Source organism: Ruegeria sp. HKCCD6604 (assembly GCF_013110635.1).
Classification (GTDB): domain Bacteria; phylum Pseudomonadota; class Alphaproteobacteria; order Rhodobacterales; family Rhodobacteraceae; genus Ruegeria.
The window spans coordinates 980,876-1,004,814 of the sequence record NZ_WVQW01000001.1; the positions used below are offsets into that span (position 1 = coordinate 980,876).

Below are 23,939 nucleotides of genomic sequence, written 5' to 3' on the forward strand. Positions count from 1 at the left end.
CTCCTGCGGAAAATATGGTTATGTCCAGTGTATCTCAGCGCCGCCGGACAATACCGCCCTTGCCTGGGCGGGAAGATCATAGGCGAGTGAATTGGCGTCACAAAACGCCATGACCCACGAATCGTCAAGCACCAGAAAATCAAGAACCGATGCCAGAAACTCGGTATCGCTTGCCCGATCGCGCACATCCTCGATCGATGCGCCCGTAGAGCCCAGAAAAACAGGCAAAAGCTCGTCATTTCTGACCAGCCAGGCCAGGGCCGTCAGCGCAAGAGTTTCGGCGGAATCAGAGGATATCGGCATAAACTTGGGTCAGATCCGGTCTTGGAAAGGGTTTGTTAACCAGAGTCATAAACACTTTGTTCACGCATGCAATCAACGGTGAACAACTATGTCTGTGCAGGGAACCATCCTTGTCCTCGACGGGGTATCGACCAATCGCATCATGCTGAAGGTACAGCTGACGGCGGCCTGGTATCACGTGGTGCAGGGCGAAAAGCTTGAAGGGTTGCCCGCACTCGTGCGGCGTACGCAACCGGATCTGGTTCTGACGGCCCAGACGTTGCCGGACGGAACGGCTGCGGATGTGAAGAAGGCGATCGCGAAGGAACCCGGCCTTGACGACGTTCCGGTCGTGGTGATTGCCGCGCAAAATGACCGGGACGCCCGGTTGCGGGCGTTGAAGGACGGGCTGGATGATGTTCTGACGCACCCGTTCAAAGACACTTTGTTGTTGGCGCGGATTCGCAGCCTTCTGCGTGCCCGTGCGGCCACTCAGGATTTGCAGGTCAGCAACGGATCGCAACCGATTGGCTTCGCAGAGCCGGCCCAACCGGTAATCAGACCGTCCAAAGCGGCGCGGGTTGATATTCTGACCCACACGGCCCGAAACGGCACGCTTTGGCAAAAGGCCCTGGAAGATCAACGTCAATTTGATTTGAACTGGCATCTTCAGTCAAACCTGCGAGGTGTTTTGTCCGGCTCTGTTCCTGATGCGATCGTGGTTGAACTGGGCTCGAACCCGGCAGGTCTGAATATCCTTGCCGACCTGAGATCACGCGGCGTGACTCGGCACACGGTTTTGATCGGGGTGCTGAAAGACGAAGACGCCGGACAGGCTTCGGAAGCTCTGGACCGAGGGGCCGATGCTGTCTGTCTGGGCGGGTTCTGCGCGCAGGAGATCCTGCTGCGGCTTGAAAACCAGATTGCCCGCAAAGCGCGACTGGATCAGATGCGGGTCTCTCTCAAAAGAGGCATCGCGGAATCCTGGATCGACCCGTTGACCGGGCTGCACAATCGCCGCTACGCCATGCGCGCGCTGGATCAAATCGCGCGCCAATCCGCCAGATCAGGGCGCAGTTTTGCGATCATGCTGGCCGATCTGGATCACTTCAAGGCAATCAATGATGGCCATGGTCATGCAAGCGGCGATTACGTTTTGACGCAAGCGGCGGAACGTATGCAAAATGCCTTGGGATCCCGTGGCTTTGTCGCCCGCATCGGGGGGGAAGAGTTCATGATCGGCGTGCCCGATGTATCGCCCAAACAGGCGTTGAACCTGGCCGAAACCGTTTGTGACAGCATCTGCCAGTCCCCGTTCCTGTTACCGGACCATGGGGCACAAGTTGATGTGACGGTCAGTATCGGGTTGAAGTTGTCTCAGGTCGGTTTCGCCCAGCAAGACTGTGCGGCTGAAAGCGTGGAAAACCTTATCAAATCCGCGGACAAAGCGCTGTATGCTGCGAAGAAGGCAGGGCGCAATCAGGTGAGTATCAGGCAAAGTGCCGCCTGATCTGTTCAGTCTCTTTTCTTGTGCCCATGCGGCCCGCGTTTGACGACCTCCTGCAATCGGTCTGCATAGGCCTGCCGTTCCTCATCACTCATGGCGGTCACACGTGCCAGCCATTGCGTTTGCAAGGCCTGCTGCAAATCGGCGGTGGCCTGTGCTTGTTGTTGCAACAGAACCTGAACGGCCACCGGGTCAAAGGGCGTTGCACGCAACGCCTGACTGAGCGCTTCAAAATCCTGAGCACGACCCTTGGATCCCTTTTTGTGCAGGACCGTCAGCTCGCCCCGCATCGCCTTTCGATCATCCTTGGGCAGGGCCCGGTACAACGCGGGGCCGAAGCCGGGTGGTGATTTGGCATGATCCCCACCTTTGAGGCGCAATACGGTGCCCACAGCGACACCGACAACCAGCAGGTTCAGCGCCAGTGACAGGGCCAGGACGACAGGAACCCACCTGCGTTTGGGCTTGGGATCAGCGTTCATTCCGTGCTCTCCAGAAAACTCGAGTCAAATCCAAGGTCCGCGACGAGGAAGGGTGTCTCCTCTGACGTCAACAGGTTGGCCGGGTCCGGCAGAAAGGCCGGTGCGGAAAACCCGATCCAGACCCCGGCAGCGCTTGCGGCGACAAGCCCGCCAAGGCCCTGCCATCCTCCTACATTGCTTATCAACCTGTTCCATATCGAAGGCATCGGCTGCGGTGCGGGCGCAAGGCGACCGAGGCGAACAGTTTCAGCATCCGTCTGGATGCGCACGGCAAGATCGTCCGGCAGTGCTGGTCGCTGCCGCTGTGCTTGTGCAAACAAGTGATCCAGTTCCAGGTCTTCATCCGCCATTGTCATACCCCAGTTCTTCGCGTCGTCCGGCCAAGATCGCGGTCAGGCTGCGCTTGCCTCTTGCGGTCAGGCTTTCAACTGCTTCTACCGAAATGCCCATTATCCCGGCAATCTCGGGGTTGGGCAGCTCTTCAATATGGCGCAGCACGACCGCTTGTCGCTGCCGCTCGGGCAGCTCTGCCAAAGCCGACTGCAAGGCCTCCTTGCGCGCCTCGTCCTGCATGCGGTCAACAACGCTGGCCTTGCCATCTTCGGGCTCGGGAACGTCCGACAACCTGTCGGGTGTCTTCTTGCGCCTGATGTCCACGCACAGGTTCAGCGTCACCCGATACAGCCAGGTCGATACCTTGGCCTGACCCGAAACCCAATTCGGCGCCATCTGCCACAACCGCATCATCGCATCCTGCGTCACGTCTTCCGCCTCGGCCCGATTGCCCAACATGCGCAAAGCAACCGAGTAACAGCGTGGCCCCAAACGATCGGTCAGGATCCGTGCTGCCCCCGCCTCGCCGTCGGCGAATTGCCTCAGCAACGCATCGTCGCTGAGTGTGTTCGCGGCGCAATCCGCACCGCGAACATCTTGTGGGTGGGAGGTCAGATCCTCCATCCTGCATCAGTTATCGCTTGCATTCGATTTTTGATGCTTTTTCTTATGGTGCCGTCCCATCCGATCTTTGGCATCGGCAAATTCCTGTTCCGAGATTCCGCCACTGTTGTCCGCATCCATCCGATCAAACATCTTGTCAGCCCGGCGCGGTTTCGGCAACTCATCCTGGCTGAGGAAGCCATCTTTGTTCGCGTCGTTGTTTTCGAACATCCTGGCAACCCGATCGCTGGCTTTCTTCTGGGCGGCAGCCTGCATTTCTTCCTGGCTCAGCATTCCATCCCCATTGGTGTCCGCCTCGGTGAAACGAGCGGTGCGATGCGCCTCCATCTCTTGTTGCGTCACCTGACCATCGCCATCGGCGTCCAGTTCCTGAAAGGACACCGGCTCGCGGCCACCCGGGCCAGCGGCCAGAACAGAAGTACCGGTAATCGCAACAGCCGACATAACAATGGCCGAGATGAATGTAACGTTTTTCATTTCCGTTTCCTTTTGTTGACGCGGCCCGAGTGCCGCCGCTCATACCCATTCAAACGGGCGGCGCCAGGATATCCGTCGCTGAAATCGAATTTATTTTTGAAAGGTTCGGGGTCGCCCCATGCCGACGTGTCGGGCAGACGTTGCAAAGCGACGCACCCCCCTTTTAAATTTTCACGATCAGGCCCATTATCCGCAAAAGATTACTGCGCGAGTTACATTATGACGGATCAGACGATCGAAACGACCTCTGAAGATGAGCGTGAGACATGGCCCGCCCTGGTCAAGGGGTTTCGCTGCAAATGCCCCAACTGCGGGGAAGGCAAGCTGTTGCACAGCTATCTCAAGGTCAATGACTCCTGCTCGAACTGCGGGCAGGAGTTGTTTCACCATCGCGCAGATGATGGGCCCGCCTACCTGACAATCCTACTGGTCGGCCACCTGCTGGCGCCAGCTCTGCACGTGTCCTATGTGCATTGGCGGCCCGATCCGTGGACCATGGCCATCGGCTTTTCCGTCGCCTGCGTTGCCCTGTCCCTGTACCTGTTGCCACGCCTGAAAGGTGCGGTGGTGGCGTATCAGTGGGCACGCCGCATGCATGGCTTTGGAAAAACCGCGTGACCCGACCCAGTTGACCAGTTTGGACATGACACCCGACAAAACAGCCATCCGGGACGCAGCGACGGTTATCGTGCTGCGGGACAGATGGACAAACCCCTCGATCCTTATGGGGCAGCGCGGGTCCAAAGCGGCCTTCATGCCGAACAAGTTCGTCTTTCCCGGTGGCGCGGTTGATCCGGCTGACGCGGATGTTCCATTGGCAACGGATTTGCCGGATCTGTGCTTTGAACGTTTGGGCGAACAGGCCGAGCCGGGGACTCAACGCGCCCTCGCCGCGGCCGCCATACGCGAGCTTTGGGAAGAAACCGGTCTTGTTCTTGGCCAGCCGGGCACATGGCCCGGTCATGTATCTGACGATTGGCAGAGCTTTGCCGCGTTGGGTTACCTGCCAACTGCCGCTGCGCTTCAGTTCGTCTTTCGCGCGGTAACTCCGCCTGGCCGGCCCCGCCGGTTTGATGCGCGGTTCTTTCTGGTCGACGCCGACGCTCTGCAAGGTGATGTGGATGATTTCAGTCACGCCTCGGATGAGCTGTCGCACCTGCAATGGGTGCCACTGGATCGGGCACGGGATCTGGATCTGCCGTTTATCACCGAGGTCGTTCTGGCGGAAATAGCGGCCCGGGTTACGTCCCCCGAGCCGCCATCGTCGGTTCCATTCTACAAAAACAACGAAGAAGCCAACCTGTTCCTGCGTCTCAGGGGCTATCCGATGCCAACCCACGACTGACGGATCGGTTTCACCGCATCCGGCTGACCACCACCGTCACTTCGGGCTTTTTGCCAATTTCGGCTTTGGCTGTCTGCCGCACGATGCGGCGCATTTCTTCTTCCAGCTTGTCGTCATCGCGCAGGGTCTTGGCGGCGGCCCGCATCAGGAACTGGTTCAGGTCCTCTTCCAGAACTTCGACCAACGCGGCACGGGACGTGCCGGTTTCGGGCAGCCCCATGGTATCGCACCACGGCTCGCCCAGCGGTTCGTCTTCTTCGTCCAGAACCACCGTCACCGTAACATGGCCGTTCAAAGCCATGCGGATACGATCCCGCACCACGCCGTCAAGGGCGCCGATCTTAACGGTGCCGTCCAGATATGTGCGACCGGTTTCAACATAATCAACGACAACAGGCGCATTGCCGCTGAGATCCAGCATGGTGCCGTTCACTGCCAGCACTCCGGTTCTGCCGCCCTGCTCTGCCAGTTTGACATGCTCGCGCAGGTGCCGGTGTTCGCCATGCATCGGGATCACGAATTGCGGATCGGTCAGTGCGTGCACTTTCTCGAGGTCCGGCCGGTTCGCATGGCCCGAGACATGATAATGGCCCGAACTGTCATCGACGACATCCACGCCCTTTTCGCTGAGCTGGTTCATGATAAAGATCACGCCCCGCTCGTTCCCGGGAATGGTTTTCGAGGAAAACAGGAACAGATCGCCCTCGGCCAGCTCCAGACCACGGTACTTGCCACGGGCCAGTTGGGCGCTTGCGGCCCGTCGTTCCCCCTGGCTGCCGGTCACGATCAGCATCAGGTTCTGGCGCGGAAGGTCCAGAGCCTCTTCGGCGCTGATCACCTTGGGAAAATCCGCAAGAATACCGGTTTCGGTCGCGGCTTCGATCATCCGACGCATCGCGCGCCCCAGCAGGACGACGGAACGCCCGGCCCGCGCACCCGCCTCGGCCAGCGTTTTGACCCGCGCGACGTTTGACGCAAAAGTGGTCGCCACGACCATACCTTCCGCGCCTTCGACCAGCTTGACAATCTCGGGGCCAACTTCGGATTCCGAACGCCCCGGATGGGTCGAAAACACATTCGTACTGTCACAGACCAGCGCCTTGATGCCGGGCTTGGCGACCTCGGCCCACAGGTCAGGGTCAAAAGCCTCTCCAACGACCGGAGCAGCATCCAGCTTGAAGTCGCCCGAATGCACGACACGCCCTGCGGGGGTGTCGATGACCAATGCGGCACTTTCGGGAATCGAGTGCGAAACAGGAAGGAAGCCAACCGTGAACGGCCCGACGGACACCTGTTCAGGCCAGGCGGAAACGGTCGTGACCGCCTCGGTCGGGTGTGCGTGTTCTTCCATCTTGCGGCGCGCGATATTGGCCGTGAAGGCGCGCGCATAGACCGGCGCGCCCAAAGCTTCATAACAATGGGCCACGGCACCGACATGGTCTTCATGGGCGTGCGTGATGAAAACACCATCCAGTCGGTCGGCACGCTCTTTCAGCCATGAGATATCGGCAAAGATAAGGTCAACGCCCGGCGTTGTGTCCATATCGGGAAAAGTGACGCCCAGATCCACAAGGATCAGGCGTTCCTTTCCCGGTTCACCGTAGCCGTACACATAGGCGTTCATGCCAATTTCGCCCGCGCCACCCAGCGGCAGGTAGATCAATCTTTCACTGCTCATACGGAGCCATTATCCTTGTTGTAGCGATGGATCACGGTCAGGCCGTGCATCGTCAGATCATCCTCGATTGCGTCGAACCCCACGTCGGCCTGATCGAACAAGGGGGCCAGCCCTCCGGTTCCAACGACTTTCATCGGCATTCCATATTCAGCCTTGATCCGGGCGATCAGCCCCTCGATCAAACCGGAATATCCCCAATACACGCCCGATTGAATACAACCAACCGTATTCGTACCGATCACCTTGTCAGGTCGGGAGACATCGATATGCGGCAGCGCCGCGGCGCCCTGATGCAGGGCCTCAAGGCTCAGGTTCACACCGGGGGCGATAATGCCCCCCACATATGCGCCGTCGGCGGCGACAACGTCGAAATTCGTTGCGGTTCCGAAATCCACGACAACCACATTGCCACCATGGCGGTCAAAAGCGCCCACGGCATTGGCCAGTCGATCCGGGCCAGGCACCGTGCCTTCATCCACACGCGGCGGGACAGGCAACAGGCAATCGGGCTTGCCCACAACCAATGGTCTGCAACCAAAAAAACGATCGGCGAAGATACGCAGGTTGAACACGACGCGCGGAACGGTCGAGGCGATGATCACATCGGTGATGTCCGCCTCGATCCCGTAATGCTTCACCAGCGTCGAATACCAGGTGAAATAAGCGTCTGCCGTGCGCGCATGGTGGGTCGAGGTGCGCAGGGTACACAAAAACTCCTCACCGTCCCAGATCGAAAAGACGGTATTGGTATTGCCGCAATCGATGGCCAGAAGCATCCGCGCCCCTCTCAGAAATAGACATCCGCCGCAGGAATGCTCACGCGGCCTTTGGCGGTGTTTAAGACAAGGTTACCGCTTGCGTCCACCGTTTCGAAGGTTCCAACCGTTTCTGACGTACCGGTCCGCGCGGTGATGACCTCGCCCAACCGGGCCGCGCGGGACAGCCAGGCGGTGCGGATCGGTTCGAACCCATAGGTGACGAACTGGGTTTCATACGCGGCGTAGGCCGCGGCCAGTTCGGTCAGAAAATCCTCGGGCGAGACATGTGCCCCGGTTTCCGAAAGAAGTGAGACGGGACGAACCGCACCGGGCTCTACCGCGTCGGCATCCGGGGCATTGGCCAGATTCACTCCGATGCCGATGGACAGATGCCCCACGCCATGCCCCTGCCCCGTGCTTTCCAGCAGGATACCGGCAAGCTTGCCGCCGTTCAGCAGCACGTCATTGGGCCATTTCAGCGACAGTCCGGCAGCCCGCCCGGTAACGGCGACACATGCGTCAAAAAGGGCCAGCGCCGCCACGAAACTGCGCAAAGCCGCCTGTTCCGGCGCGCCCTGAGGACGCATCAGCAAGGTCGCCGCCAGGTTGCCCATCGGGTTGGCCCAGCTTCGTCCGCGCCGCCCGCGCGCCGCCGTCTGGTGATGCGCCATGATCCAGACGGGACCACGCGCATTCGGAGCAATCCGCGCCGCTTCATTCAGCGTGCTGTCGACTTCCTGCACCTCGTGCAGGCCATAGCCTTGGGGCCATTTTGTCATATCAAAAAGGCTCGGTCGCGCGACCGAGCCCCTCTTTCCGGTTGTGCAAAACGATCAGTTGACAAGCGTGGCCGCCGCGGCTGCTGCCGCGCCCTCGACGCCGAACTGATAGAAGATACCGACCAGCATCAGGGCCGCAGACCCCATCAATGCCACCCACAGAACAGGGGTCGACCGGGTTTCGATCGGCTCTTCGTTCTCGGCCCCGAAATACATGTAGAACACGATCCGCAGGTAATAGAAGGCACCGATGACCGAAGCGATGGCCGAGACGACGACCAGACCGGTCAGACCCGCACTGACGCCCGCCTGCCAGACGCCGAATTTCGCAAAGAAACCAAGCATCGGAGGCACGCCCGCAAGGCTGAACATCAGGATCAGCACCGCCAGCGCCTTGCCCGGATCACGCTTGGAGTATTGCCGCAGAGCGTCAATGTCGGTGATGGGTTTGCCGTCACGCTCCATCATCAGAATGAAGGCGAAGGTGCCGATATTCATGGTCACGTAGATGGCCAGATACATCAGCATCGCCTTGATACCCAGCTCGGTACCGGCGGCAAGGCCAATCAGCGCATAGCCCATATGGGCAATCGACGAAAACGCCATCAGACGCTTGATGTCGCGCTGCCCGATCGCGGCCACGGCCCCCAGCAACATCGACAGTACGGACAGCAGGACAATCACTTGCTGCCAGTCTTCGACAACGCCACCGAACGCGTCATGCAACAGGCGCGCGAACAACGCCATCGCCGCAACTTTGGGGGCCGTGGCAAAGAAGGCCGTGATCGGCGTGGGAGACCCCTCGTAAACGTCCGGCGTCCACATATGGAACGGTACGGCCGAGACCTTGAAGGCCAGACCCGAGATCAGGAAGATCAGGCCAAACAGCAGCCCCAACGAAACATCGCCATGGTGAACTGTCTGGATGATGCCCGAGAACAACGTGGTGCCGGTGAAGCCATAGACCAGCGACGCGCCATAAAGCAGCAGTCCCGAGCTTAGCGCACCCAGCACGAAATACTTCAGACCTGCCTCGGTCGATTTCGCGCTGTCACGACGCAGAGCAGCCACGACATAAAGCGACAGCGATTGCAGCTCGAGCCCCATGTAAAGCGACATCAGATCGCCTGCGCTGACCATCATCATCATCCCCACGGCGGCCAGTGCCACCAGCAACGGGTATTCAAAACGCAGCAGATCACGGCGCGCCATGTATTCCTGGCTCATGACCAGAACGGCACCCGCCGACAGCAGGATGGCAACCTTGGCAAAGCGGGCAAAGCCGTCATCGACGAACATGCCGTTGAAGGCCACGTTTGTACCCCCGCCCTGAGTTGCGATCCAGATTGCCAGAAGGGCCATAAGACCTGCCGTGGTCCAGACCAGCAGAGGCGCCAGCCCGTCCTTTGTCGTGTAGACAGCACCCAGCAGCGCCGCCATCGCATAAAGCGCCAGAACGATTTCCGGCAGGATGATTGTCAGATCAGCCTGGATCATGTCCCCAAAGCTCCCTTAATGCGAAGCGGCTGTCTGGGTCGCAGCCTCAGCCGCGGCCAGAGCCGTGTCATAGTTCGAAATCAGAGCCGCTGTGGATTGCCCGATCACATCGGTTACCAGCGACGGGTAGACACCCAGCAGGATGGTCATCACGATCAGAGGGGCGAAGATCAACCGCTCGCGCGAGCTCATGTCGGTCATCGCCTTGAGGCTTTCCTTGATCAGATCGCCAAACACGACCCGACGGTAGAGCCACAGCGCATAAGCCGCCGAGAAGATCACACCGGTCGCAGCCACCGCCGTTACCCAGGTGTTGACTTGGAACGCGCCCATCAGGGTCAGGAATTCGCCGATGAAGCCCGATGTGCCCGGCAGGCCGACATTGGCCATGGTAAACAGCATGAAGACCAGCGCGTATGCGGGCATCCGGATCACCAGACCGCCATAGGCCTCGATATCGCGGGTATGCATCCGGTCATAGATCACGCCGACACACAAGAAGAGCGCTGCCGAGATGAACCCGTGGCTGAGCATCTGGAAGATCGCGCCATCGATGCCCTGCTGGTTTGCCGCGAAAATACCCATGGTCACAAAGCCCATATGCGCGACCGAGGAATAGGCGATCAGCTTCTTCATGTCCTCCTGCACCAGCGCCACCAGCGAGGTATAGACAACCGCGATGGCAGACATCCACAGCACCAGATCGGTCATCACGGCCGAACCCACCGGGAACATCGGCAGGCTGAACCGCAGGAAGCCATAGCCGCCCATCTTCAGAAGGATCGCCGCCAGTACGACCGAGCCCGCCGTGGGCGCCTGAACGTGGGCGTCCGGCAACCAGGTGTGCACCGGCCACATCGGCATTTTCACCGCGAACGAAGCAAAGAAGGCCAGGAACATCAGGGTCTGCATGCCACCGACAACATAAATGCCCAGCACGCTGAAGCCCTCGGACGAGAACTGGTGCGTCATCAGCGCGGCAATATCCGTGGTGCCCGCATCCGCATACATCGCAACCATGGCGACCAGCATCAAGACCGAGCCGAGGAAGGTATAGAGGAAGAACTTGAAGCTGGCGTAGATCCGATCCTTGCCGCCCCATATCCCGATGATCAGGAACATCGGAATAAGACCTGCCTCGAAGAACAGGTAGAACAGTACAAGATCAAGCGCCATGAAGACGCCCAGCATCAGCGTTTCCAGCAGCAGGAAGGCAACCATGTATTCCTTGACGCGGTTCGTGACATTCCAGCTGGCCAGAATGGTCAGCGGCATGATGAAGGTCGTCAGCAGAACGAACAGGACACTGATGCCATCAACACCCATCTTGTATTTTAGGCCCATCAGCCACTCACCCTCTTCCACCATCTGGAAGCCGGGGTTCGACGGGTCAAAGCCTGTATAGATGCCGATGGAAACCAGGAAGGTCACAGTGGTGGCCAGCAGAGCAATCCACTTGGCGTTCCGCTGTGCCGCCGCATCGTCACCCTGCAGGAACAACGCCAGAATGCCTGCGGCGATGGCGGGGATAAACGTGACGATCGAAAGGATATAGTCCATTACTGGGCCCCTCCGCCGATCGACATCCAGGTCACAAGGGCCGCGATGCCCAGCACCATCCAGAAGGCATAGGTAAAGATGTACCCGGTCTGCGCCTTGCCGGCGAGGCGGGTGAAGAAGGGAACAACGCCCATTGCTACTCCGTTCAGGAAGCCATCGATTGTATTGCCGTCACCGCGTTTCCACAGGAAGCGGCCAAGCGCCACGGTGGGTTTTACGAAGGCCGCATCGTAGATTTCGTCGAAATACCACTTGTTCAGAAGGAACAGGTACAGCGGACGCTGATTTGCAGCCAGACGTGCCGGCAGCGACGTGTTCACGATGTAGAACCAGTAGGCCACGACAAAGCCCAGCAACATGGCGACGAAGGGTGAAACCTTGACCCATTTCGGAGCCGCATGCGCATCGTCCAGAACATGGTTGTCCGGCGCCATGTAAAGCGCGCCCTCGCCGGGCTGGCCCGCAAAGACATAGTGATGATCGCCACCCTTGGCATCCTTCTCACCATGACCTTCATCGGCATGGCCGTCAGCTGCGTGGCTTTCATCCGCATGGCTGTCTTCACCGTGCGAAGCATCCGCCGCCGCATGATCACCGGCCTCGGCATGTTCTGACGCTTCGGCAACCGGAATACCGTAGAACTTGCCGACCTTGTCCGCATGGCCAAAGAAATTGCCATACCAGATCATCCCGGCAAACACCGCACCCAACGACAGAACGCCCAGCGGCACCAGCATGGTCATCGGGCTTTCATGTGCATGGTCATGCGTATGCTTGTCGCCACGCGGTTTACCATAGAAGGTCAGGAAGATCAGACGCCAGCTATAGAACGATGTGAACATCGCCGCGATCACCAGCATCCAGAAGGCGTACCCGGTTCCACCCGCATAGGCGCTTTCGATGATCGCGTCCTTGGACAGGAACCCGGCAAAACCGATTGTGGTGAGCGGAATGCCGACACCTGTGATGGCCAGCGTTCCGATCATCATTGCCCAGAAGGTGTAAGGGATCTTTTTGCGCAGACCACCGTATTCCGTCATCTCCTGCTCGTGATGCATGGCGTGGATCACGGAACCGGCGCCCAGGAACAGCAGCGCCTTGAAGAAAGCGTGCGTGAACAGGTGGAACATGGCCGCCGAGTACATGCCGACGCCCGCGGCCACGAACATGTATCCCAGCTGGGAACAGGTCGAATACGCAATGACGCGCTTGATGTCGGTCTGTACCAGACCCACGGTCGCCGCGAAGAACGCTGTCGAGGCCCCAAGGAAGGTGATGAACCCGGTCGCGCCCGGCGCGAACTCCATCAGCGGCGACATGCGGCAGACCAGGAACACGCCCGCTGTCACCATGGTGGCCGCGTGGATCAAGGCCGACACCGGCGTCGGGCCTTCCATCGCGTCGGGCAACCAGGTGTGCAGGATCAGCTGCGCGGATTTACCCATCGCACCGATGAACAGAAGAACACAGATCACCTCGACCGCGGTCCATTCGCCCCACAGGAAATGCAGCTTTTCTTCAGCAAGCGCGGGTGCCGATGCGAAAATGTCCGAAAAGTTGATGCTGTCGGTCAGGAAGAACAGCGCGAAGATGCCCAGAGCAAAGCCGAAGTCGCCCACACGGTTGACGATGAACGCTTTCATCGCCGCCGCATTGGCCGAAGGCTTGCGATAGTAGAAGCCGATCAGGAGGTAGGATGCGACACCCACGCCTTCCCAGCCAAAGAACATCTGCACAAGGTTGTCCGCCGTCACCAGCATCAGCATGGCGAAGGTAAAGAAGGACAGATAGGCGAAGAAACGCGGCTTATAGCTTTCGCCTTCGCGCCATTGCGGGTCGTGATCCATGTAGCCAAAGCTGTAGAGATGCACGAGCGCCGAAACCGTGGTGACCACGATCAGCATGATGGCGGTCAGCCGGTCCAGACGAATGGCCCACGAGGTCGAGAGCGATCCGCTTTCGATCCAGCGCATGACCTCGATCTGTTGTGTCTGCCCATCGAACGAGAAGAACACGAGCCATGACAGCAGACAGGCCAGAAACAGCAGGCCCGTGGCCGTCCACATGGCCGCTTTCTCGCCTATGAACTTCCAGCCAAAGCCGCAGATCAGCGCACCCACCAGCGGGGCAAAGAGGATTGTGGTTTCCATGATCCCTTACCCCTTCATCATATTGACGTCTTCAACCGCGATGGTGCCGCGGTTGCGGAAGAAGCAGACCAGAATGGCCAGCCCGATCGCCGCCTCGGCCGCCGCAACGGTCAGCACGAACAGCGTGAAGACCTGCCCGACCAGATCGCCGAGGAAACTGGAAAACGCCACGAGGTTGATATTCACCGCCAGCAGCATCAGTTCGATGCTCATCAGCAGGATGATGACGTTCTTGCGGTTCAGGAAGAGACCGAAGATGCCGATGACGAACAGCGTCGCCGCGACCGTAAGATAGTGTTCAAGTCCGATCATGGTCTCAAAGTCCCTGCCCCGGTTTCACGTCCTTCAATTCCATCGCCTTGGCCGGGTCGCGCATCATCTGGCCGACGATGTCCTGACGCTTGATGTCCTGACGGTGGCGCAGCGTCAGCACGATGGCACCGATCATGGCCACCAGCAGGATCAGGCCCGCCAGCTGGAACAGAAGGAAGTATTGATCGTAAAGAATGACGCCAAGCGCCTCGGTGTTGTGACGGTCCGCCGGGACCGGCTGCGCCAGATTGGCCGCCGCACCTTGCGCGCTGTCCCAGGCCCCGAAGGCCATGACGAACTGCATCAGGATGACCAGACCGATCAGCAAGGCCAGCGGCATATAGCGTGCCATTTCGGCTTTAAGCTCGGCAAAGTCCACGTCCAGCATCATCACCACAAACAGGAACAGAACCGCGACCGCGCCCACGTAAACGATGATCAGCAGCATCGCCACGAACTCGGCCCCCAGCAGCACGAACAGCCCCGCCGAGGATAGAAACGCCAGGATCAGCCACAGCACCGAGTGCACCGGCTGGCGGCTGATCACCGTGAACAGCCCGCCGGTGATGGCGCTGATGGCAAACAGATAGAAGGCAAAGACGGTCATTGATCCTCATCCTCGTTGTCGCCCATGACCTCTTGCGCCAGATCCAGCGCGCGGGTCATGGCCGGGATGCCGGCAAAGACCGACATCTGACCGATCGTTTCCACGATCTCTTGTTTCTTGGCACCAGCTTCCAGAGCGTGGCGCACGGTCTGACGCACCGCCGAATCCGCCTGCGCGCCCTGGCAGGTCAGCCCGGCCAGCGTCAGCAGCAGGCGGGTCTTGGCATCCAGCCCGTCTTTGTTGACGGTGTTGCCGAACATCATCTCCATGACCTCTTTCGGCATGGTCGGCCACAGCGCCTCGAACCCCTTGGGCGAGAAGCTTTCCATCGCCGGGTTCATCGCCTTGGCCATGTCCTGAGCCTGCTTCATCATCAGCTCGAACGGATTTGTCGGGCTGTCAGTCATCGGTAAGGCGCGTCCAGTTCCAGATTGCGGGCGATCTCGGCTTCCCAGCGTTCGCCGTTGTCCAGCAGTTTTTGCTTGTCATAGAACAGCTCTTCGCGGGTTTCCGTTGCGAATTCGAAATTCGGGCCTTCGACGATGGCATCGACCGGGCAGGCCTCTTGGCAGAAGCCGCAATAGATGCACTTGGTCATGTCGATGTCATAGCGCGTGGTGCGGCGGCTGCCGTCTTCGCGCGGCTCGGCGTCGATGGTGATGGCTTGCGCAGGGCAGATCGCCTCGCAGAGTTTGCAGGCGATACAGCGTTCCTCGCCATTGGGATAGCGGCGCAGAGCGTGTTCGCCGCGGAAACGTGGGGACAGAGGCCCCTTTTCGTGCGGATAGTTCACCGTGGCCTTGGGGGCGAAGAAATACTTCAGCCCCAGTTTCATGCCGACCCAGAAGTCTTGCAGAAGGAAGTATTTGGCAGCGCGGGTATAGTCAATTTGAGTCATATCAGCCTCCTACGCTCCAACGGGCAAATGCGCCCCAGAACCAGTCGAATTTCGCCGCGAAGGCCACGAAAACCACCCAAGCCAGCGAGAATGGCAGGAACACTTTCCAACCCAGCCGCATCAGCTGGTCATAGCGGTAGCGGGGCGTGATCGCCTTGACCATCGCGAAGATGAAGAAGAAGAACGCCATCTTGGCGACCATCCACAGCACGCCATCGGGCAGGCCCGGGATCGGCGACAGCCAGCCGCCGAAGAACAGCAGAGAGGTCAGCGCGCACATCAGGAAGATCGCGATGTATTCGCCTGCCATGAACAGCAGGAAAGGCGTGGCCGAGTATTCGACCTGATAACCGGCGACCAGTTCCGATTCCGCCTCGGGCAGGTCGAAGGGCGGGCGGTTGGTTTCGGCCAGGGCCGAGATGAAGAACAGGAACACCATCGGGAAATGCGGCAGCCAGTACCAGCTGAAGAACCCGAACGAGCCGTCCTGAGCACGCACGATGTCACCAAAATTCATCGAGCCGGTCGAGATGATCACACCGATGATGATCAGGCCGATCGAAACCTCGTAGGAAATCATCTGCGCGGCCGAGCGCAGCGAGCCCAGGAACGGGTACTTTGAGTTCGACGCCCAACCGCCCATGATCACGCCATAAACCTCGAGCGAGGACACGGCGAATACATAGAGGATGGCCACGTTGATATCCGACAGAACCCAGCCATCGTTGAACGGGATCACCGCCCAGGCGATCATGGCCAGAACGAAGGATGTCAGCGGTGCGAGGATAAAGACCGTCCGGTCGGCGCCCGCAGGAATGACGACCTCTTTCACCACATATTTCAGGGCATCCGCCACCGATTGCAGCAGGCCATAGACGCCCACCACGTTGGGGCCGCGGCGCATCTGGACAGCAGCCCAGATCTTGCGGTCGCCGTAAACAAGGAACAACAGTGAAATCATCACAAAGGCAACAACGGCAAGCACTTGCGCCAAAATGATGATGGCTATTCCGCCTGGGGTGTTAAAGAATTCAGCCATTGGTCCTCACACCGTGGGTATTCCGTTTTCCGCGCGCGATGCAAAGGCCAGAAGCCTGCGCAAATTGCGGCTGGGTCGGCGCGTTGGTGTAAACAGCATCTGCCGCCATTGCGCCACCCTTAATATTCGGTTTCACACGCAAATCTGGCGCGGCGAACTGCCACCCGGCAGCTGCTTTTGCCTGCGATATGAAACAGGTCTGGGTCATTCCGCCGCGATCTTCTCGGATTTGCGGGCCTGCGCCTGTGCCGACAGCTCGGCCATCAGCTGTGAAGCCCGTGCAATCGGGTTGGTCAGGTAGAAGTCCTTGATCGCATAGCGGAAAGTTGCGTTGCCCAGAGTACCGGTGTCGAGAGCTTTCACTTCGTTCTCGATCACTTCGTCGATGCGGGCCAGATGCGGAACCGCTTCGATCAAGGCCGTGCGCAACTGCGCCAGAGAGTCGTAGGGCAGTGTTGCGCCCAGTTCGGCCGACAAGGCGCGCAGGATGGCCCAGTTCTCCTTCGCCTCACCCGGCGCAAAACCGGCCCGCATCGCCAGTTGAGGGCGACCTTCGGTGTTTACGAACACGCCGTTTTCCTCGGTATAGGCCGCGCCTGGCAGGATCACATCGGCGCGGTGTGCGCCCCGGTCACCATGGCTGCCCTGATAGATCACAAAGGCGCCTTCGCCGATCTCGACCTCATCCGCACCAAGGTTGTAGATCACGTCGGCGGCGCTGATCGCGTCCATTCCGCCTTCGTTCGTGGCGCCTACATCCATCGCACCGACGCGCGACGCCGCAGTGTGCAAAACGATCAGACCACTTTCCGTATTGGCCGCGATGGCTTGCGCAGCAGCCAGCACGGCGGCGCCGTCCGCTTCCTGCAAAGCGCCCTGCCCGATGATGACCAACGAACGTTTGCCCTTGATCTCATCATCTCCGCCCATGTCGACAACTTTTTGCAGCGCTGTTCGATCATCGCCAACATGGTGATACTCATATGTCAGATCGACCGCAGGACCGACCAAAGCGACTTCGGCCCCATGCGCCCACGCCTTGCGGATACGCGCGTTCAGGACAGGCGCTTCGTCACGTGGGTTGGTACCGATCAGCAGGATGCGTTCCGTGGTGTCGATGTCTTCAATCGCGGCGGTACCAGCGTAAGCGCCACGATTGCCCGCCGGAAGCTTTGCGCCATCGGTACGGCATTCGACAACACCACCCTGCCCTTCGATCATCTGTTTCAGCGCAAACGCCGCCTCGACCGGAGCCAGATCGCCCACGATACCGGCAGGTTTCTCGGCGCCCTTCAGCGCCTCTGCTGCCTTGGTCAGCGCCTCGGACCAAGAGGCCGGGCGCAGCTTTCCGTTTTCTCGGACATAGGGCTTGTCCAAACGCTGACGGCGCAGGCCATCCCAGACGAAACGTGTCTTGTCGCTGATCCACTCCTCGTTCACGCCGTCATGATTGCGCGGTAGGAAACGCATGACTTCACGACCTTTGGTATCGACGCGTATGTTCGATCCCAACGCATCCATCACATCGATGCTTTCGGTTTTGGTCAATTCCCACGGACGCGCAGTAAAGGCGTAGGGCTTGGAGGTCAGCGCCCCGACAGGGCACAGATCGATGATGTTGCCCTGCAAATTCGAATCCAGCGTCTGGTTCAGATACGAGGTGATCTCGGCATCCTCACCGCGCCCGGTCTGACCCATCTGAGTTATCCCGGCAACTTCGGTGGTGAAGCGCACGCAGCGCGTGCAGCTGATGCAGCGGGTCATTGCAGTGCCAACCAGCGGGCCAAGATCCAGGTCATCGACCGCCCGCTTTGCTTCCTTGAAGCGGGATCCCGACATGCCATAGGCCATCGCCTGATCCTGAAGGTCGCATTCGCCACCCTGATCGCAGATCGGGCAATCCAGCGGATGGTTGATCAGCAGGAACTCCATCACGCCTTCGCGGGCCTTTTTGACCATGGGCGAGTTCGTCTTGACCACCGGGGGCTGGCCTTCAGGCCCCGGGCGCAGGTCACGCACCTGCATCGCGCAGGAGGCCGCAGGTTTCGGCGGCCCGCCGACGACCTCGACCAGGCACATCCGGCAATTGCCAGCGATCGACAGACGCTCGTGATAACAAAAGCGCGGCACTTCGACCCCGGCTTGTTCACAAGCCTGGATCAGGGTCATCGCGCCATCGACTTCGATTTCCTGTCCGTCGATATTGATCTTGCGGAGGTCAGACATGGCTTTCAATTCGCCCTCAAATAAACGCCAATGGCGCTGTTTCTTTGGATTTCCTTCTGCCCCAGAGTGCAGAATGTGTTGGGGTTGTCATAGGTCACGCCATTCGAAGCCAGATACGCCTCGCCCTTGGCGCGCATCCGGTCCTTTTCAGCATCCGATTCGATGTAAGAGCGGATTTCGGTGTCCGAATACCCCAGTTTGTTCGCCTTGGAGCGCAGCCCCCACATCACACTGATCGCTTTCAATCGACGCCCGCTGATCGAGGGGCAATATTCCGAAATTTCATTTGCGATGGCGATGTAGTAGAGTTCGTCGTCGATCTCTTTGACATCCCTCAAGGGCGGCTTCGCATTTGCTACGGCAGGCAATGTCACCAAGGCAGCCAGGGTGAGTGTTTTGGCAAAAGACATGGATATTCCCTTCGTTTTGGACGCACCAAAACGAACCGGTCCGGTCTTGCTAGGCAATAGCGGCCGGCAATCCGTGTCGTGATATGCAAAACCGCGCGTCATGGCCGTTGGCATTTTCCCGCAAAGGTCAATTGATCATCACTGATGCGCAGGTTTTGCGGTTCAGTATCCGGCCCCACTTTCCAATCGATCCGCGAAGACCCGAAATTCTGCACACAAAACTTGGTTCCTTCATGACGGCCGGCCTCACGTGCGCCGTCCAGCGATGCGGACGCACCCTTCACCACAACGGTAAAGTCCGTTGGCGATGCTTTCTTGTCGACCGCCTTCGCCTTTGCCTTGAACGCCTTTCCATCGAACAGAATACGATCTTCCGACGGCTTGATGATGCCGCAGGCGGACACGCTTGCCAGTGCCAGCAGGACTACAAGGGTTCTTGGGGCCTTCATACTATCCCTCTTCGTGTTCTCATCTGCCGGGACGCCATCAGAACGCCGCCACCAATGCCATAAGCCCAATCACAAACATGCAGGCCCAGCCCAACACATACAGCACGGACCGAAGGCCACTGTTCGGCTTGCCTATGCCTTTGATGTGCACCACCAGCATCACCAACCGCGCAACCAAAGCGACAGACGCCAGCAGATTGACCCAGAACGGGCTGGCGCCCAGCAATACCGCCGCGGTCACAACAGCCACAAACGCCGGAAGCGTTTCCGTTCCGTTCAGATAGGCCCGGTTCAGTCGATAGGCCTGGTCGGAATAGTCCTGCTCAGGGGTTGCCCCCGGCGCGAGGCCCTTGCCCTGCTTGGCCAGTGCTGAAAACGGGGCCAGGAACAGAACCACCAGCGTGAAAAGCACAACCGATGAAATCGCGTGGCTGTATTCTGCAAACATGTCCATCCCGATCACTCCGCCGCCATCGCACCCATACGGCCCGATTTCTGAGCCTTGATGCGATCTTCGATTTCTTCGCGGAAATTCCGGATCAGGCCCTGGATCGGCCAGGCGGCCGCATCGCCAAGGGCGCAGATCGTGTGACCTTCCACCTGTTTGGTCACATCAAACAGCATGTCGATCTCTTCCAGCTCGGCCTCGCCGCGCACCAAGCGGTCCATGACCCGCATCATCCAGCCGGTGCCTTCGCGGCAGGGCGTGCACTGGCCGCAGCTTTCGTGTTTGTAGAATTTCGACAAGCGCCAGATCGCCTTAATGATGTCGGTGGACTTGTCCATCACGATCACCGCCGCCGTTCCAAGCCCCGAGCCCAGATCGTTGCGCAGATAATCGAAATCCATGATCGCGTCGCGCATGTTCTCACCGCGCACACACGGAACGGAGGATCCACCGGGGATCACGGCCAGCAGATTGTCCCAGCCGCCGCGAACGCCGCCGCAATGGGTCTCGATCAGCTCCTCGAAGGAAATCGACATCGCCTCTTCGACCACGCAGGGGTTGTTGACGTGACCCGAGATTGCAAACAGCTTGGTGCCCGCGTTGTTCTGGCGGCCGAAACCTGCGAACCAATCCGCCCCACGACGCAGAATCGTAGGCACGACAGCGATGGATTCGACGTTGTTCACGGTCGTCGGGCAGCCATACAAGCCCGCACCTGCGGGGAACGGCGGCTTCATCCGCGGCATGCCCTTTTTACCTTCGAGGCTTTCAATCAGCGCGGTTTCCTCGCCACAGATATAGGCGCCTGCCCCATGGTGTAGAAACAGGTCGAAATCCCAGCCCGAGCCGGCGGCGTTCTTGCCCAGAAGACCCGCGTCATAGGCCTCGTCGATCGCGGCCTGCAACGCCTCGCGTTCGCGGATGTACTCACCACGCAGATAGATGTAGCAGGTGTGAGCGTTCATGGCGAAAGACGCGATCAGGCAGCCCTCGATCAGCGTATGCGGATCATGGCGCATGATCTCGCGGTCTTTGCAGGTGCCGGGTTCGGATTCGTCCGCGTTGACCACCAGATAGGACGGGCGCCCGTCGCTTTCCTTGGGCATGAACGACCATTTGAGACCAGTCGGGAAACCCGCACCGCCGCGTCCGCGCAGCCCGGAATCCTTCATCGTCTGGATGATCCAGTCGCGCCCTTTTTCAATCAGGCCAGCAGTGCCGTCCCAATGCCCGCGAGCCTGCGCACCTTTCAGCGTGCGTTCATGCATCCCGTAGATGTTGGTAAAGATCCGGTCCTGATCCTTCAGCATCGCGTGTTACCTTCAGCTGTCCTGACGCATGCGCCAGAGTTGAAAAATGTTGACGCCCGCATAGATGAAACCCGCCAGAGCGGCGAAATCAAACAGCAGCGCATGCCGGGTTGTCAAACCCAGCGCGGGGCCAATGAACAGGTTCATCGCAAGCCAGATCAGCATGGTCACGGCGATGACCACCCCGATATGTCGGCCCTTGCGGGCTATGGCCTGTTCCTTGTCCTTGTCCATCTTCCCCCGAAGCCCGGAACGGGCATCCGTCTAGTCTTCGTATGTGCCCTCGGATTTGGCACGTTTGGCGAATTCGGTTTCCTCACCCGCAGCAAGCTTGGCCGCCTGCTCGATCCAGCCATCGCGTTCGATCCGGCCTTTGAATTTCAATCGCGCATCGACCCAGGCCACATGTTCGGGCGTCCAGGCCGCTATCTGGTCGTAGTGATAGAAACCCAACTCGTTCAGCGTTTCTTCCAGCTTGGGGCCGACGCCTTTCAACAGTTTCAGGTCATCCGCCTTGCCGTCACGTGCCGCGGTTAGAGTGTTAGGCTGGGTCTCCTGAACGTCAGGGCCATCCGTCTTTGCCGCAGCGCCCTCGGGAGATGCCGGTTCGGTATGGGTCGATTTTTTGGTTCCACTCTGTTGTGTCGCCGTCTTGCCGGGCTCCAGCTTTTTCGGCGGTTGAGGAGCGGAACCGGAAGCTTCGGCTTTGCCATCCTTGCCAAGCCAAGGTGTCAGGATCGGAACTTCGGTTCCGTCGATACGCTTGACCGTGTCTCCAAGCTCTGTCGCCAGTTCAACACTTGCGTTGTATTTCGGCTTGCCGGCTTCATATTCGGACAGGCTGGAAAGCCCTTTCAACGGCTCGGCCGCGTAACGCCCGTTCTGAGGGCCGGGCGTCGGCACCTTGCCCGCCACCAGATCGTCGAGGATCTTGCCGAAACTCTCGGCGGTCAGATCCTCGTAGTAATCCTTGCCAATCTGCGCCATCGGCGCGTTGGTGCAGGAACCGAGGCATTCGACCTCTTCCCAGCTCAGCTGGCCATCGGCAGAAAGTTCATGCGGTTTCGCGGCGATCTTTTCCTTGCAGACCGCGATCAGATCTTCGGCCCCGCAGATCATGCAGGACGTCGTGCCGCAGACCTGAATATGCGCCACAGATCCAACTGGTTGCAGCTGGAACATGAAGTAGAAGGACGCAACCTCGAGCACGCGGATATAGGCCATGCCCAGCATGTCGGCGATGGACTCAATCGCCGGGCGGCTCAGCCAGCCCTCCTGCTCTTGCGCGCGCCACAGCAGCGGAATGACCGCGCTGGCCTGGCGGCCTTCGGGGTATTTGGTGATCTGCGCTTCGGCCCATTGCTGGTTGGCAGCGGTGAAGGCAAAGCTTTCGGGTTGTTCGGGATGAAGACGGCGGAGCATTAGCGGTCAATCTCTCCAAATACGACATCCATGGTGCCAATGATGGCGGCGACGTCGGCCAGTTGGTGGCCCTTGGCGACGTGGTCCATGGCTTGCAGGTGCAGGAAACCGGGAGCGCGCAGCTTGGCGCGGTAGGGCTTGTTGGTGCCGTCGGCGACCAGATAGACGCCGAACTCGCCCTTGGGGGCTTCGACCGCGGCATAGACCTCGCCTGCAGGGACGTGGAAGCCTTCGGTATACAGCTTGAAGTGATGGATCAGGCTTTCCATCGAGGTCTTCATGTCCGAGCGTTTCGGCGGGGTGATCTTGCCGCGCGCCAGAACGTCACCGGGGCAGTCGCGGATTTTGACGATGGCCTGCTGGATGATCGACAGCGACTGGCGCATCTCTTCCATGCGGACAAGATAACGGTCATAGCAGTCGCCGTTTTTGCCGACGGGGATCTGGAATTCAAACTCGTCATAGCATTCATAGGGCTGAGCGCGGCGCAGGTCCCATGCAAGGCCCGACCCACGCACCATCACGCCCGAGAAACCGTATTTCTGAATGTCATCTTCGGTCACGACACCAATATCGGCGTTGCGCTGTTTGAAGATGCGGTTTTCGGTCAGCAGACCGTCAATGTCGTCCAGAACGGCGGGGAATTCGTGGCTCCAAGCCTCGATATCGTCCAGCAGTTCCGGCGGCAGGTCCTGATGCACACCACCGGGACGGAAATAGGCCGCGTGCAGACGGGCGCCGCAGGCACGCTCGTAGAACACCATCAGCTTTTCACGCTCTTCAAAACCCCAGAGCGGCGGGGTCAGCGCGCCCACATCCATAGCCTGCGTGGTCACGTTCAGCAGGTGGTTCAGGATGCGGCCGATCTCGGAATACAGAACCCGGATCAGCGAACCCCGACGCGGCACTTCAACCCCGGTCAGCTTTTCGATGGCCAGACACCAGGCATGTTCCTGGTTCATCGGCGCCACGTAATCCAGACGATCGAAATACGGCAGGTTTTGCAGATAGGTCCGGCTTTCCATCAGCTTTTCGGTGCCGCGGTGCAGCAGGCCGATATGCGGGTCGCACCGTTCGACGATCTCACCGTCGAGTTCCAGCACAAGGCGCAGAACCCCGTGCGCCGCAGGGTGTTGCGGGCCGAAGTTAATGTTGAAATTGCGGATCTTCTGTTCTCCGCTCAGCGCGTCCGTGCTGCCGTCATCGTATCTTGAGCCGTCCATCAACGCCCTCGTTTCTTTTTCGCATCGGCCCGAACCCGAACCTTTTCCGCCTCGGCCGCTTTGGCTGCGGCCCCGGCCAGAAGAACCCCCAACGCGCCCAGAATGATCAACTCACCCATCATC

The 23,939-nt window shown here is 59.5% G+C and carries 28 protein-coding genes; 3 read left to right on the plus strand and 25 right to left on the minus strand.

The annotated features are described in order from the left end of the window. Positions 1–18: 18 nt before the first annotated feature. The gene (locus tag GS614_RS04875) at positions 19–303 is read right to left on the minus strand and encodes a DUF3572 domain-containing protein (protein WP_171115067.1); all 285 of its coding nucleotides are present in this window, start codon (positions 301–303) and stop codon (positions 19–21) included. An 88-nt stretch (positions 304–391) separates the two neighbouring features. On the opposite strand from GS614_RS04875, the gene GS614_RS04880 reads away from it, so the two are divergent. Continuing rightward, entirely contained in the window at positions 392–1,792 is a 1,401-nt protein-coding gene (locus GS614_RS04880) for a diguanylate cyclase (protein ID WP_171725624.1), read from the plus strand. 5 nt (positions 1,793–1,797) lie between these two features. Here GS614_RS04880 and GS614_RS04885 read toward each other — a convergent pair whose 3' ends face one another. The 4 genes from GS614_RS04885 to GS614_RS04900 are packed head-to-tail and all read right to left on the minus strand — an operon-like array spanning position 1,798 to position 3,705. After that, complete coding sequence (locus GS614_RS04885; RefSeq protein WP_171725625.1) at positions 1,798–2,271, minus strand: periplasmic heavy metal sensor; 474 nt, start codon at positions 2,269–2,271, stop codon at positions 1,798–1,800. Further along, positions 2,268–2,621 carry a hypothetical protein gene (locus GS614_RS04890; RefSeq protein ID WP_171167338.1) on the minus strand — a complete coding sequence of 118 codons (354 nt, stop codon included), beginning with the start codon at positions 2,619–2,621 and terminating at the stop codon, positions 2,268–2,270. Before GS614_RS04890 ends, GS614_RS04885 begins: the two co-directional genes overlap by 4 nt. Beyond that, entirely contained in the window at positions 2,611–3,228 is a 618-nt protein-coding gene (locus GS614_RS04895; protein ID WP_171167336.1) for an RNA polymerase sigma factor, read from the minus strand. Before GS614_RS04895 ends, GS614_RS04890 begins: the two co-directional genes overlap by 11 nt. 6 nt (positions 3,229–3,234) lie before the next feature. Continuing rightward, positions 3,235–3,705 (minus strand): EF-hand domain-containing protein, encoded by a 471-nt coding sequence (locus GS614_RS04900; protein ID WP_171167334.1) that lies wholly within the window; start codon positions 3,703–3,705, stop codon positions 3,235–3,237. A gap of 219 nt (positions 3,706–3,924) precedes the next feature. Here GS614_RS04900 and GS614_RS04905 point away from each other — a divergent pair, with 219 nt between their 5' ends. Next, on the plus strand, positions 3,925–4,323 hold the full coding sequence (locus tag GS614_RS04905) for a DUF983 domain-containing protein (RefSeq protein ID WP_171115058.1): 399 nt from the start codon (positions 3,925–3,927) through the stop codon (positions 4,321–4,323). A 25-nt stretch (positions 4,324–4,348) separates the two neighbouring features. After that, on the plus strand, positions 4,349–5,050 hold the full coding sequence (locus GS614_RS04910) for an NUDIX hydrolase (RefSeq protein ID WP_171168614.1): 702 nt from the start codon (positions 4,349–4,351) through the stop codon (positions 5,048–5,050). 10 nt (positions 5,051–5,060) lie between these two features. Here the strand turns inward: GS614_RS04910 and GS614_RS04915 are convergent, their stop codons facing one another. The 20 genes from GS614_RS04915 to GS614_RS22340 form a co-directional block, all read right to left on the minus strand. After that, positions 5,061–6,728 (minus strand): ribonuclease J, encoded by a 1,668-nt coding sequence (locus GS614_RS04915; RefSeq protein WP_171725626.1) that lies wholly within the window; start codon positions 6,726–6,728, stop codon positions 5,061–5,063. Next, positions 6,725–7,504 (minus strand): type III pantothenate kinase, encoded by a 780-nt coding sequence (locus GS614_RS04920; protein ID WP_152458573.1) that lies wholly within the window; start codon positions 7,502–7,504, stop codon positions 6,725–6,727. Before GS614_RS04920 ends, GS614_RS04915 begins: the two co-directional genes overlap by 4 nt. A gap of 11 nt (positions 7,505–7,515) precedes the next feature. Beyond that, the gene (locus GS614_RS04925; RefSeq protein WP_152458574.1) at positions 7,516–8,265 is read right to left on the minus strand and encodes a biotin--[acetyl-CoA-carboxylase] ligase; all 750 of its coding nucleotides are present in this window, start codon (positions 8,263–8,265) and stop codon (positions 7,516–7,518) included. 54 nt (positions 8,266–8,319) lie between these two features. Then, the gene (gene nuoN, locus GS614_RS04930) at positions 8,320–9,762 is read right to left on the minus strand and encodes an NADH-quinone oxidoreductase subunit NuoN (protein ID WP_171115054.1); all 1,443 of its coding nucleotides are present in this window, start codon (positions 9,760–9,762) and stop codon (positions 8,320–8,322) included. A 15-nt stretch (positions 9,763–9,777) separates the two neighbouring features. Further along, complete coding sequence (locus GS614_RS04935) at positions 9,778–11,322, minus strand: NADH-quinone oxidoreductase subunit M (protein ID WP_171725627.1); 1,545 nt, start codon at positions 11,320–11,322, stop codon at positions 9,778–9,780. Continuing rightward, the gene (nuoL, locus tag GS614_RS04940) at positions 11,322–13,472 is read right to left on the minus strand and encodes an NADH-quinone oxidoreductase subunit L (RefSeq protein ID WP_171725628.1); all 2,151 of its coding nucleotides are present in this window, start codon (positions 13,470–13,472) and stop codon (positions 11,322–11,324) included. The genes GS614_RS04935 and nuoL overlap by 1 nt, the downstream gene beginning before the upstream one ends. A 6-nt stretch (positions 13,473–13,478) precedes the next feature. After that, positions 13,479–13,784 (minus strand): NADH-quinone oxidoreductase subunit NuoK, encoded by a 306-nt coding sequence (gene nuoK / locus GS614_RS04945; RefSeq protein WP_005984024.1) that lies wholly within the window; start codon positions 13,782–13,784, stop codon positions 13,479–13,481. 4 nt (positions 13,785–13,788) lie between these two features. Continuing rightward, on the minus strand, positions 13,789–14,391 hold the full coding sequence (locus GS614_RS04950; protein WP_171115048.1) for an NADH-quinone oxidoreductase subunit J: 603 nt from the start codon (positions 14,389–14,391) through the stop codon (positions 13,789–13,791). Beyond that, positions 14,388–14,798, minus strand: a complete 411-nt coding sequence (locus GS614_RS04955) for a carboxymuconolactone decarboxylase family protein (RefSeq protein WP_152458579.1) — start codon at positions 14,796–14,798, stop codon at positions 14,388–14,390. The genes GS614_RS04950 and GS614_RS04955 overlap by 4 nt, the downstream gene beginning before the upstream one ends. Then, positions 14,795–15,289, minus strand: a complete 495-nt coding sequence (nuoI, locus tag GS614_RS04960; RefSeq protein ID WP_152458580.1) for an NADH-quinone oxidoreductase subunit NuoI — start codon at positions 15,287–15,289, stop codon at positions 14,795–14,797. The genes GS614_RS04955 and nuoI overlap by 4 nt, the downstream gene beginning before the upstream one ends. Position 15,290: 1 nt before the next feature. Continuing rightward, positions 15,291–16,328, minus strand: a complete 1,038-nt coding sequence (gene nuoH / locus GS614_RS04965; RefSeq protein ID WP_152458581.1) for an NADH-quinone oxidoreductase subunit NuoH — start codon at positions 16,326–16,328, stop codon at positions 15,291–15,293. 204 nt (positions 16,329–16,532) lie between these two features. After that, positions 16,533–18,554: an NADH-quinone oxidoreductase subunit NuoG gene (nuoG, locus tag GS614_RS04970; protein WP_171725629.1), complete on the minus strand. Its 2,022-nt coding sequence runs from the start codon at positions 18,552–18,554 to the stop codon at positions 16,533–16,535. A gap of 5 nt (positions 18,555–18,559) precedes the next feature. Further along, on the minus strand, positions 18,560–18,964 hold the full coding sequence (locus GS614_RS04975; protein ID WP_171725630.1) for a DUF5333 domain-containing protein: 405 nt from the start codon (positions 18,962–18,964) through the stop codon (positions 18,560–18,562). Between the two features lie 98 nt (positions 18,965–19,062). Further along, positions 19,063–19,413 carry a hypothetical protein gene (locus GS614_RS04980; protein WP_171115042.1) on the minus strand — a complete coding sequence of 117 codons (351 nt, stop codon included), beginning with the start codon at positions 19,411–19,413 and terminating at the stop codon, positions 19,063–19,065. 37 nt (positions 19,414–19,450) lie between these two features. Continuing rightward, positions 19,451–19,867 (minus strand): MAPEG family protein, encoded by a 417-nt coding sequence (locus GS614_RS04985; protein WP_171115040.1) that lies wholly within the window; start codon positions 19,865–19,867, stop codon positions 19,451–19,453. A gap of 5 nt (positions 19,868–19,872) precedes the next feature. Further along, a complete protein-coding gene (gene nuoF / locus GS614_RS04990) occupies positions 19,873–21,171 on the minus strand; it encodes an NADH-quinone oxidoreductase subunit NuoF (protein ID WP_171725631.1) in 1,299 nt (432 codons plus the stop codon). Between the two features lie 12 nt (positions 21,172–21,183). After that, entirely contained in the window at positions 21,184–21,405 is a 222-nt protein-coding gene (locus GS614_RS04995) for a DUF5337 domain-containing protein (protein ID WP_171115038.1), read from the minus strand. Between the two features lie 30 nt (positions 21,406–21,435). Continuing rightward, a complete protein-coding gene (locus GS614_RS05000) occupies positions 21,436–22,593 on the minus strand; it encodes an NADH-quinone oxidoreductase subunit E (protein WP_171725632.1) in 1,158 nt (385 codons plus the stop codon). Continuing rightward, positions 22,593–23,816: an NADH-quinone oxidoreductase subunit D gene (locus GS614_RS05005; RefSeq protein ID WP_171167312.1), complete on the minus strand. Its 1,224-nt coding sequence runs from the start codon at positions 23,814–23,816 to the stop codon at positions 22,593–22,595. The genes GS614_RS05000 and GS614_RS05005 overlap by 1 nt, the downstream gene beginning before the upstream one ends. Further along, positions 23,816–23,938 carry a hypothetical protein gene (locus GS614_RS22340; protein ID WP_256367742.1) on the minus strand — a complete coding sequence of 41 codons (123 nt, stop codon included), beginning with the start codon at positions 23,936–23,938 and terminating at the stop codon, positions 23,816–23,818. Before GS614_RS22340 ends, GS614_RS05005 begins: the two co-directional genes overlap by 1 nt. Position 23,939 lies beyond the last annotated feature (1 nt).

What these genes read in the sequence shown, in the direction of transcription:
- GS614_RS04875 (WP_171115067.1), bottom strand. Translation starts at nt 303, where the DNA reads ATGCCGATATCCTCTGATTCCGCCGAAACTCTTGCGCTGACGGCCCTG.
- GS614_RS04880 (WP_171725624.1), top strand. Translation starts at nt 392, where the DNA reads ATGTCTGTGCAGGGAACCATCCTTGTCCTCGACGGGGTATCGACCAAT.
- GS614_RS04885 (WP_171725625.1), bottom strand. Translation starts at nt 2,271, where the DNA reads ATGAACGCTGATCCCAAGCCCAAACGCAGGTGGGTTCCTGTCGTCCTG.
- GS614_RS04890 (WP_171167338.1), bottom strand. Translation starts at nt 2,621, where the DNA reads ATGGCGGATGAAGACCTGGAACTGGATCACTTGTTTGCACAAGCACAG.
- GS614_RS04895 (WP_171167336.1), bottom strand. Translation starts at nt 3,228, where the DNA reads ATGGAGGATCTGACCTCCCACCCACAAGATGTTCGCGGTGCGGATTGC.
- GS614_RS04900 (WP_171167334.1), bottom strand. Translation starts at nt 3,705, where the DNA reads ATGAAAAACGTTACATTCATCTCGGCCATTGTTATGTCGGCTGTTGCG.
- GS614_RS04905 (WP_171115058.1), top strand. Translation starts at nt 3,925, where the DNA reads ATGACGGATCAGACGATCGAAACGACCTCTGAAGATGAGCGTGAGACA.
- GS614_RS04910 (WP_171168614.1), top strand. Translation starts at nt 4,349, where the DNA reads ATGACACCCGACAAAACAGCCATCCGGGACGCAGCGACGGTTATCGTG.
- GS614_RS04915 (WP_171725626.1), bottom strand. Translation starts at nt 6,728, where the DNA reads ATGAGCAGTGAAAGATTGATCTACCTGCCGCTGGGTGGCGCGGGCGAA.
- GS614_RS04920 (WP_152458573.1), bottom strand. Translation starts at nt 7,504, where the DNA reads ATGCTTCTGGCCATCGATTGCGGCAATACCAATACCGTCTTTTCGATC.
- GS614_RS04925 (WP_152458574.1), bottom strand. Translation starts at nt 8,265, where the DNA reads ATGACAAAATGGCCCCAAGGCTATGGCCTGCACGAGGTGCAGGAAGTC.
- nuoN (WP_171115054.1), bottom strand. Translation starts at nt 9,762, where the DNA reads ATGATCCAGGCTGATCTGACAATCATCCTGCCGGAAATCGTTCTGGCG.
- GS614_RS04935 (WP_171725627.1), bottom strand. Translation starts at nt 11,322, where the DNA reads ATGGACTATATCCTTTCGATCGTCACGTTTATCCCCGCCATCGCCGCA.
- nuoL (WP_171725628.1), bottom strand. Translation starts at nt 13,472, where the DNA reads ATGGAAACCACAATCCTCTTTGCCCCGCTGGTGGGTGCGCTGATCTGC.
- nuoK (WP_005984024.1), bottom strand. Translation starts at nt 13,784, where the DNA reads ATGATCGGACTTGAACACTATCTTACGGTCGCGGCGACGCTGTTCGTC.
- GS614_RS04950 (WP_171115048.1), bottom strand. Translation starts at nt 14,391, where the DNA reads ATGACCGTCTTTGCCTTCTATCTGTTTGCCATCAGCGCCATCACCGGC.
- GS614_RS04955 (WP_152458579.1), bottom strand. Translation starts at nt 14,798, where the DNA reads ATGACTGACAGCCCGACAAATCCGTTCGAGCTGATGATGAAGCAGGCT.
- nuoI (WP_152458580.1), bottom strand. Translation starts at nt 15,289, where the DNA reads ATGACTCAAATTGACTATACCCGCGCTGCCAAATACTTCCTTCTGCAA.
- nuoH (WP_152458581.1), bottom strand. Translation starts at nt 16,328, where the DNA reads ATGGCTGAATTCTTTAACACCCCAGGCGGAATAGCCATCATCATTTTG.
- nuoG (WP_171725629.1), bottom strand. Translation starts at nt 18,554, where the DNA reads ATGTCTGACCTCCGCAAGATCAATATCGACGGACAGGAAATCGAAGTC.
- GS614_RS04975 (WP_171725630.1), bottom strand. Translation starts at nt 18,964, where the DNA reads ATGTCTTTTGCCAAAACACTCACCCTGGCTGCCTTGGTGACATTGCCT.
- GS614_RS04980 (WP_171115042.1), bottom strand. Translation starts at nt 19,413, where the DNA reads ATGAAGGCCCCAAGAACCCTTGTAGTCCTGCTGGCACTGGCAAGCGTG.
- GS614_RS04985 (WP_171115040.1), bottom strand. Translation starts at nt 19,867, where the DNA reads ATGGACATGTTTGCAGAATACAGCCACGCGATTTCATCGGTTGTGCTT.
- nuoF (WP_171725631.1), bottom strand. Translation starts at nt 21,171, where the DNA reads ATGCTGAAGGATCAGGACCGGATCTTTACCAACATCTACGGGATGCAT.
- GS614_RS04995 (WP_171115038.1), bottom strand. Translation starts at nt 21,405, where the DNA reads ATGGACAAGGACAAGGAACAGGCCATAGCCCGCAAGGGCCGACATATC.
- GS614_RS05000 (WP_171725632.1), bottom strand. Translation starts at nt 22,593, where the DNA reads ATGCTCCGCCGTCTTCATCCCGAACAACCCGAAAGCTTTGCCTTCACC.
- GS614_RS05005 (WP_171167312.1), bottom strand. Translation starts at nt 23,816, where the DNA reads ATGGACGGCTCAAGATACGATGACGGCAGCACGGACGCGCTGAGCGGA.
- GS614_RS22340 (WP_256367742.1), bottom strand. Translation starts at nt 23,938, where the DNA reads ATGATGGGTGAGTTGATCATTCTGGGCGCGTTGGGGGTTCTTCTGGCC.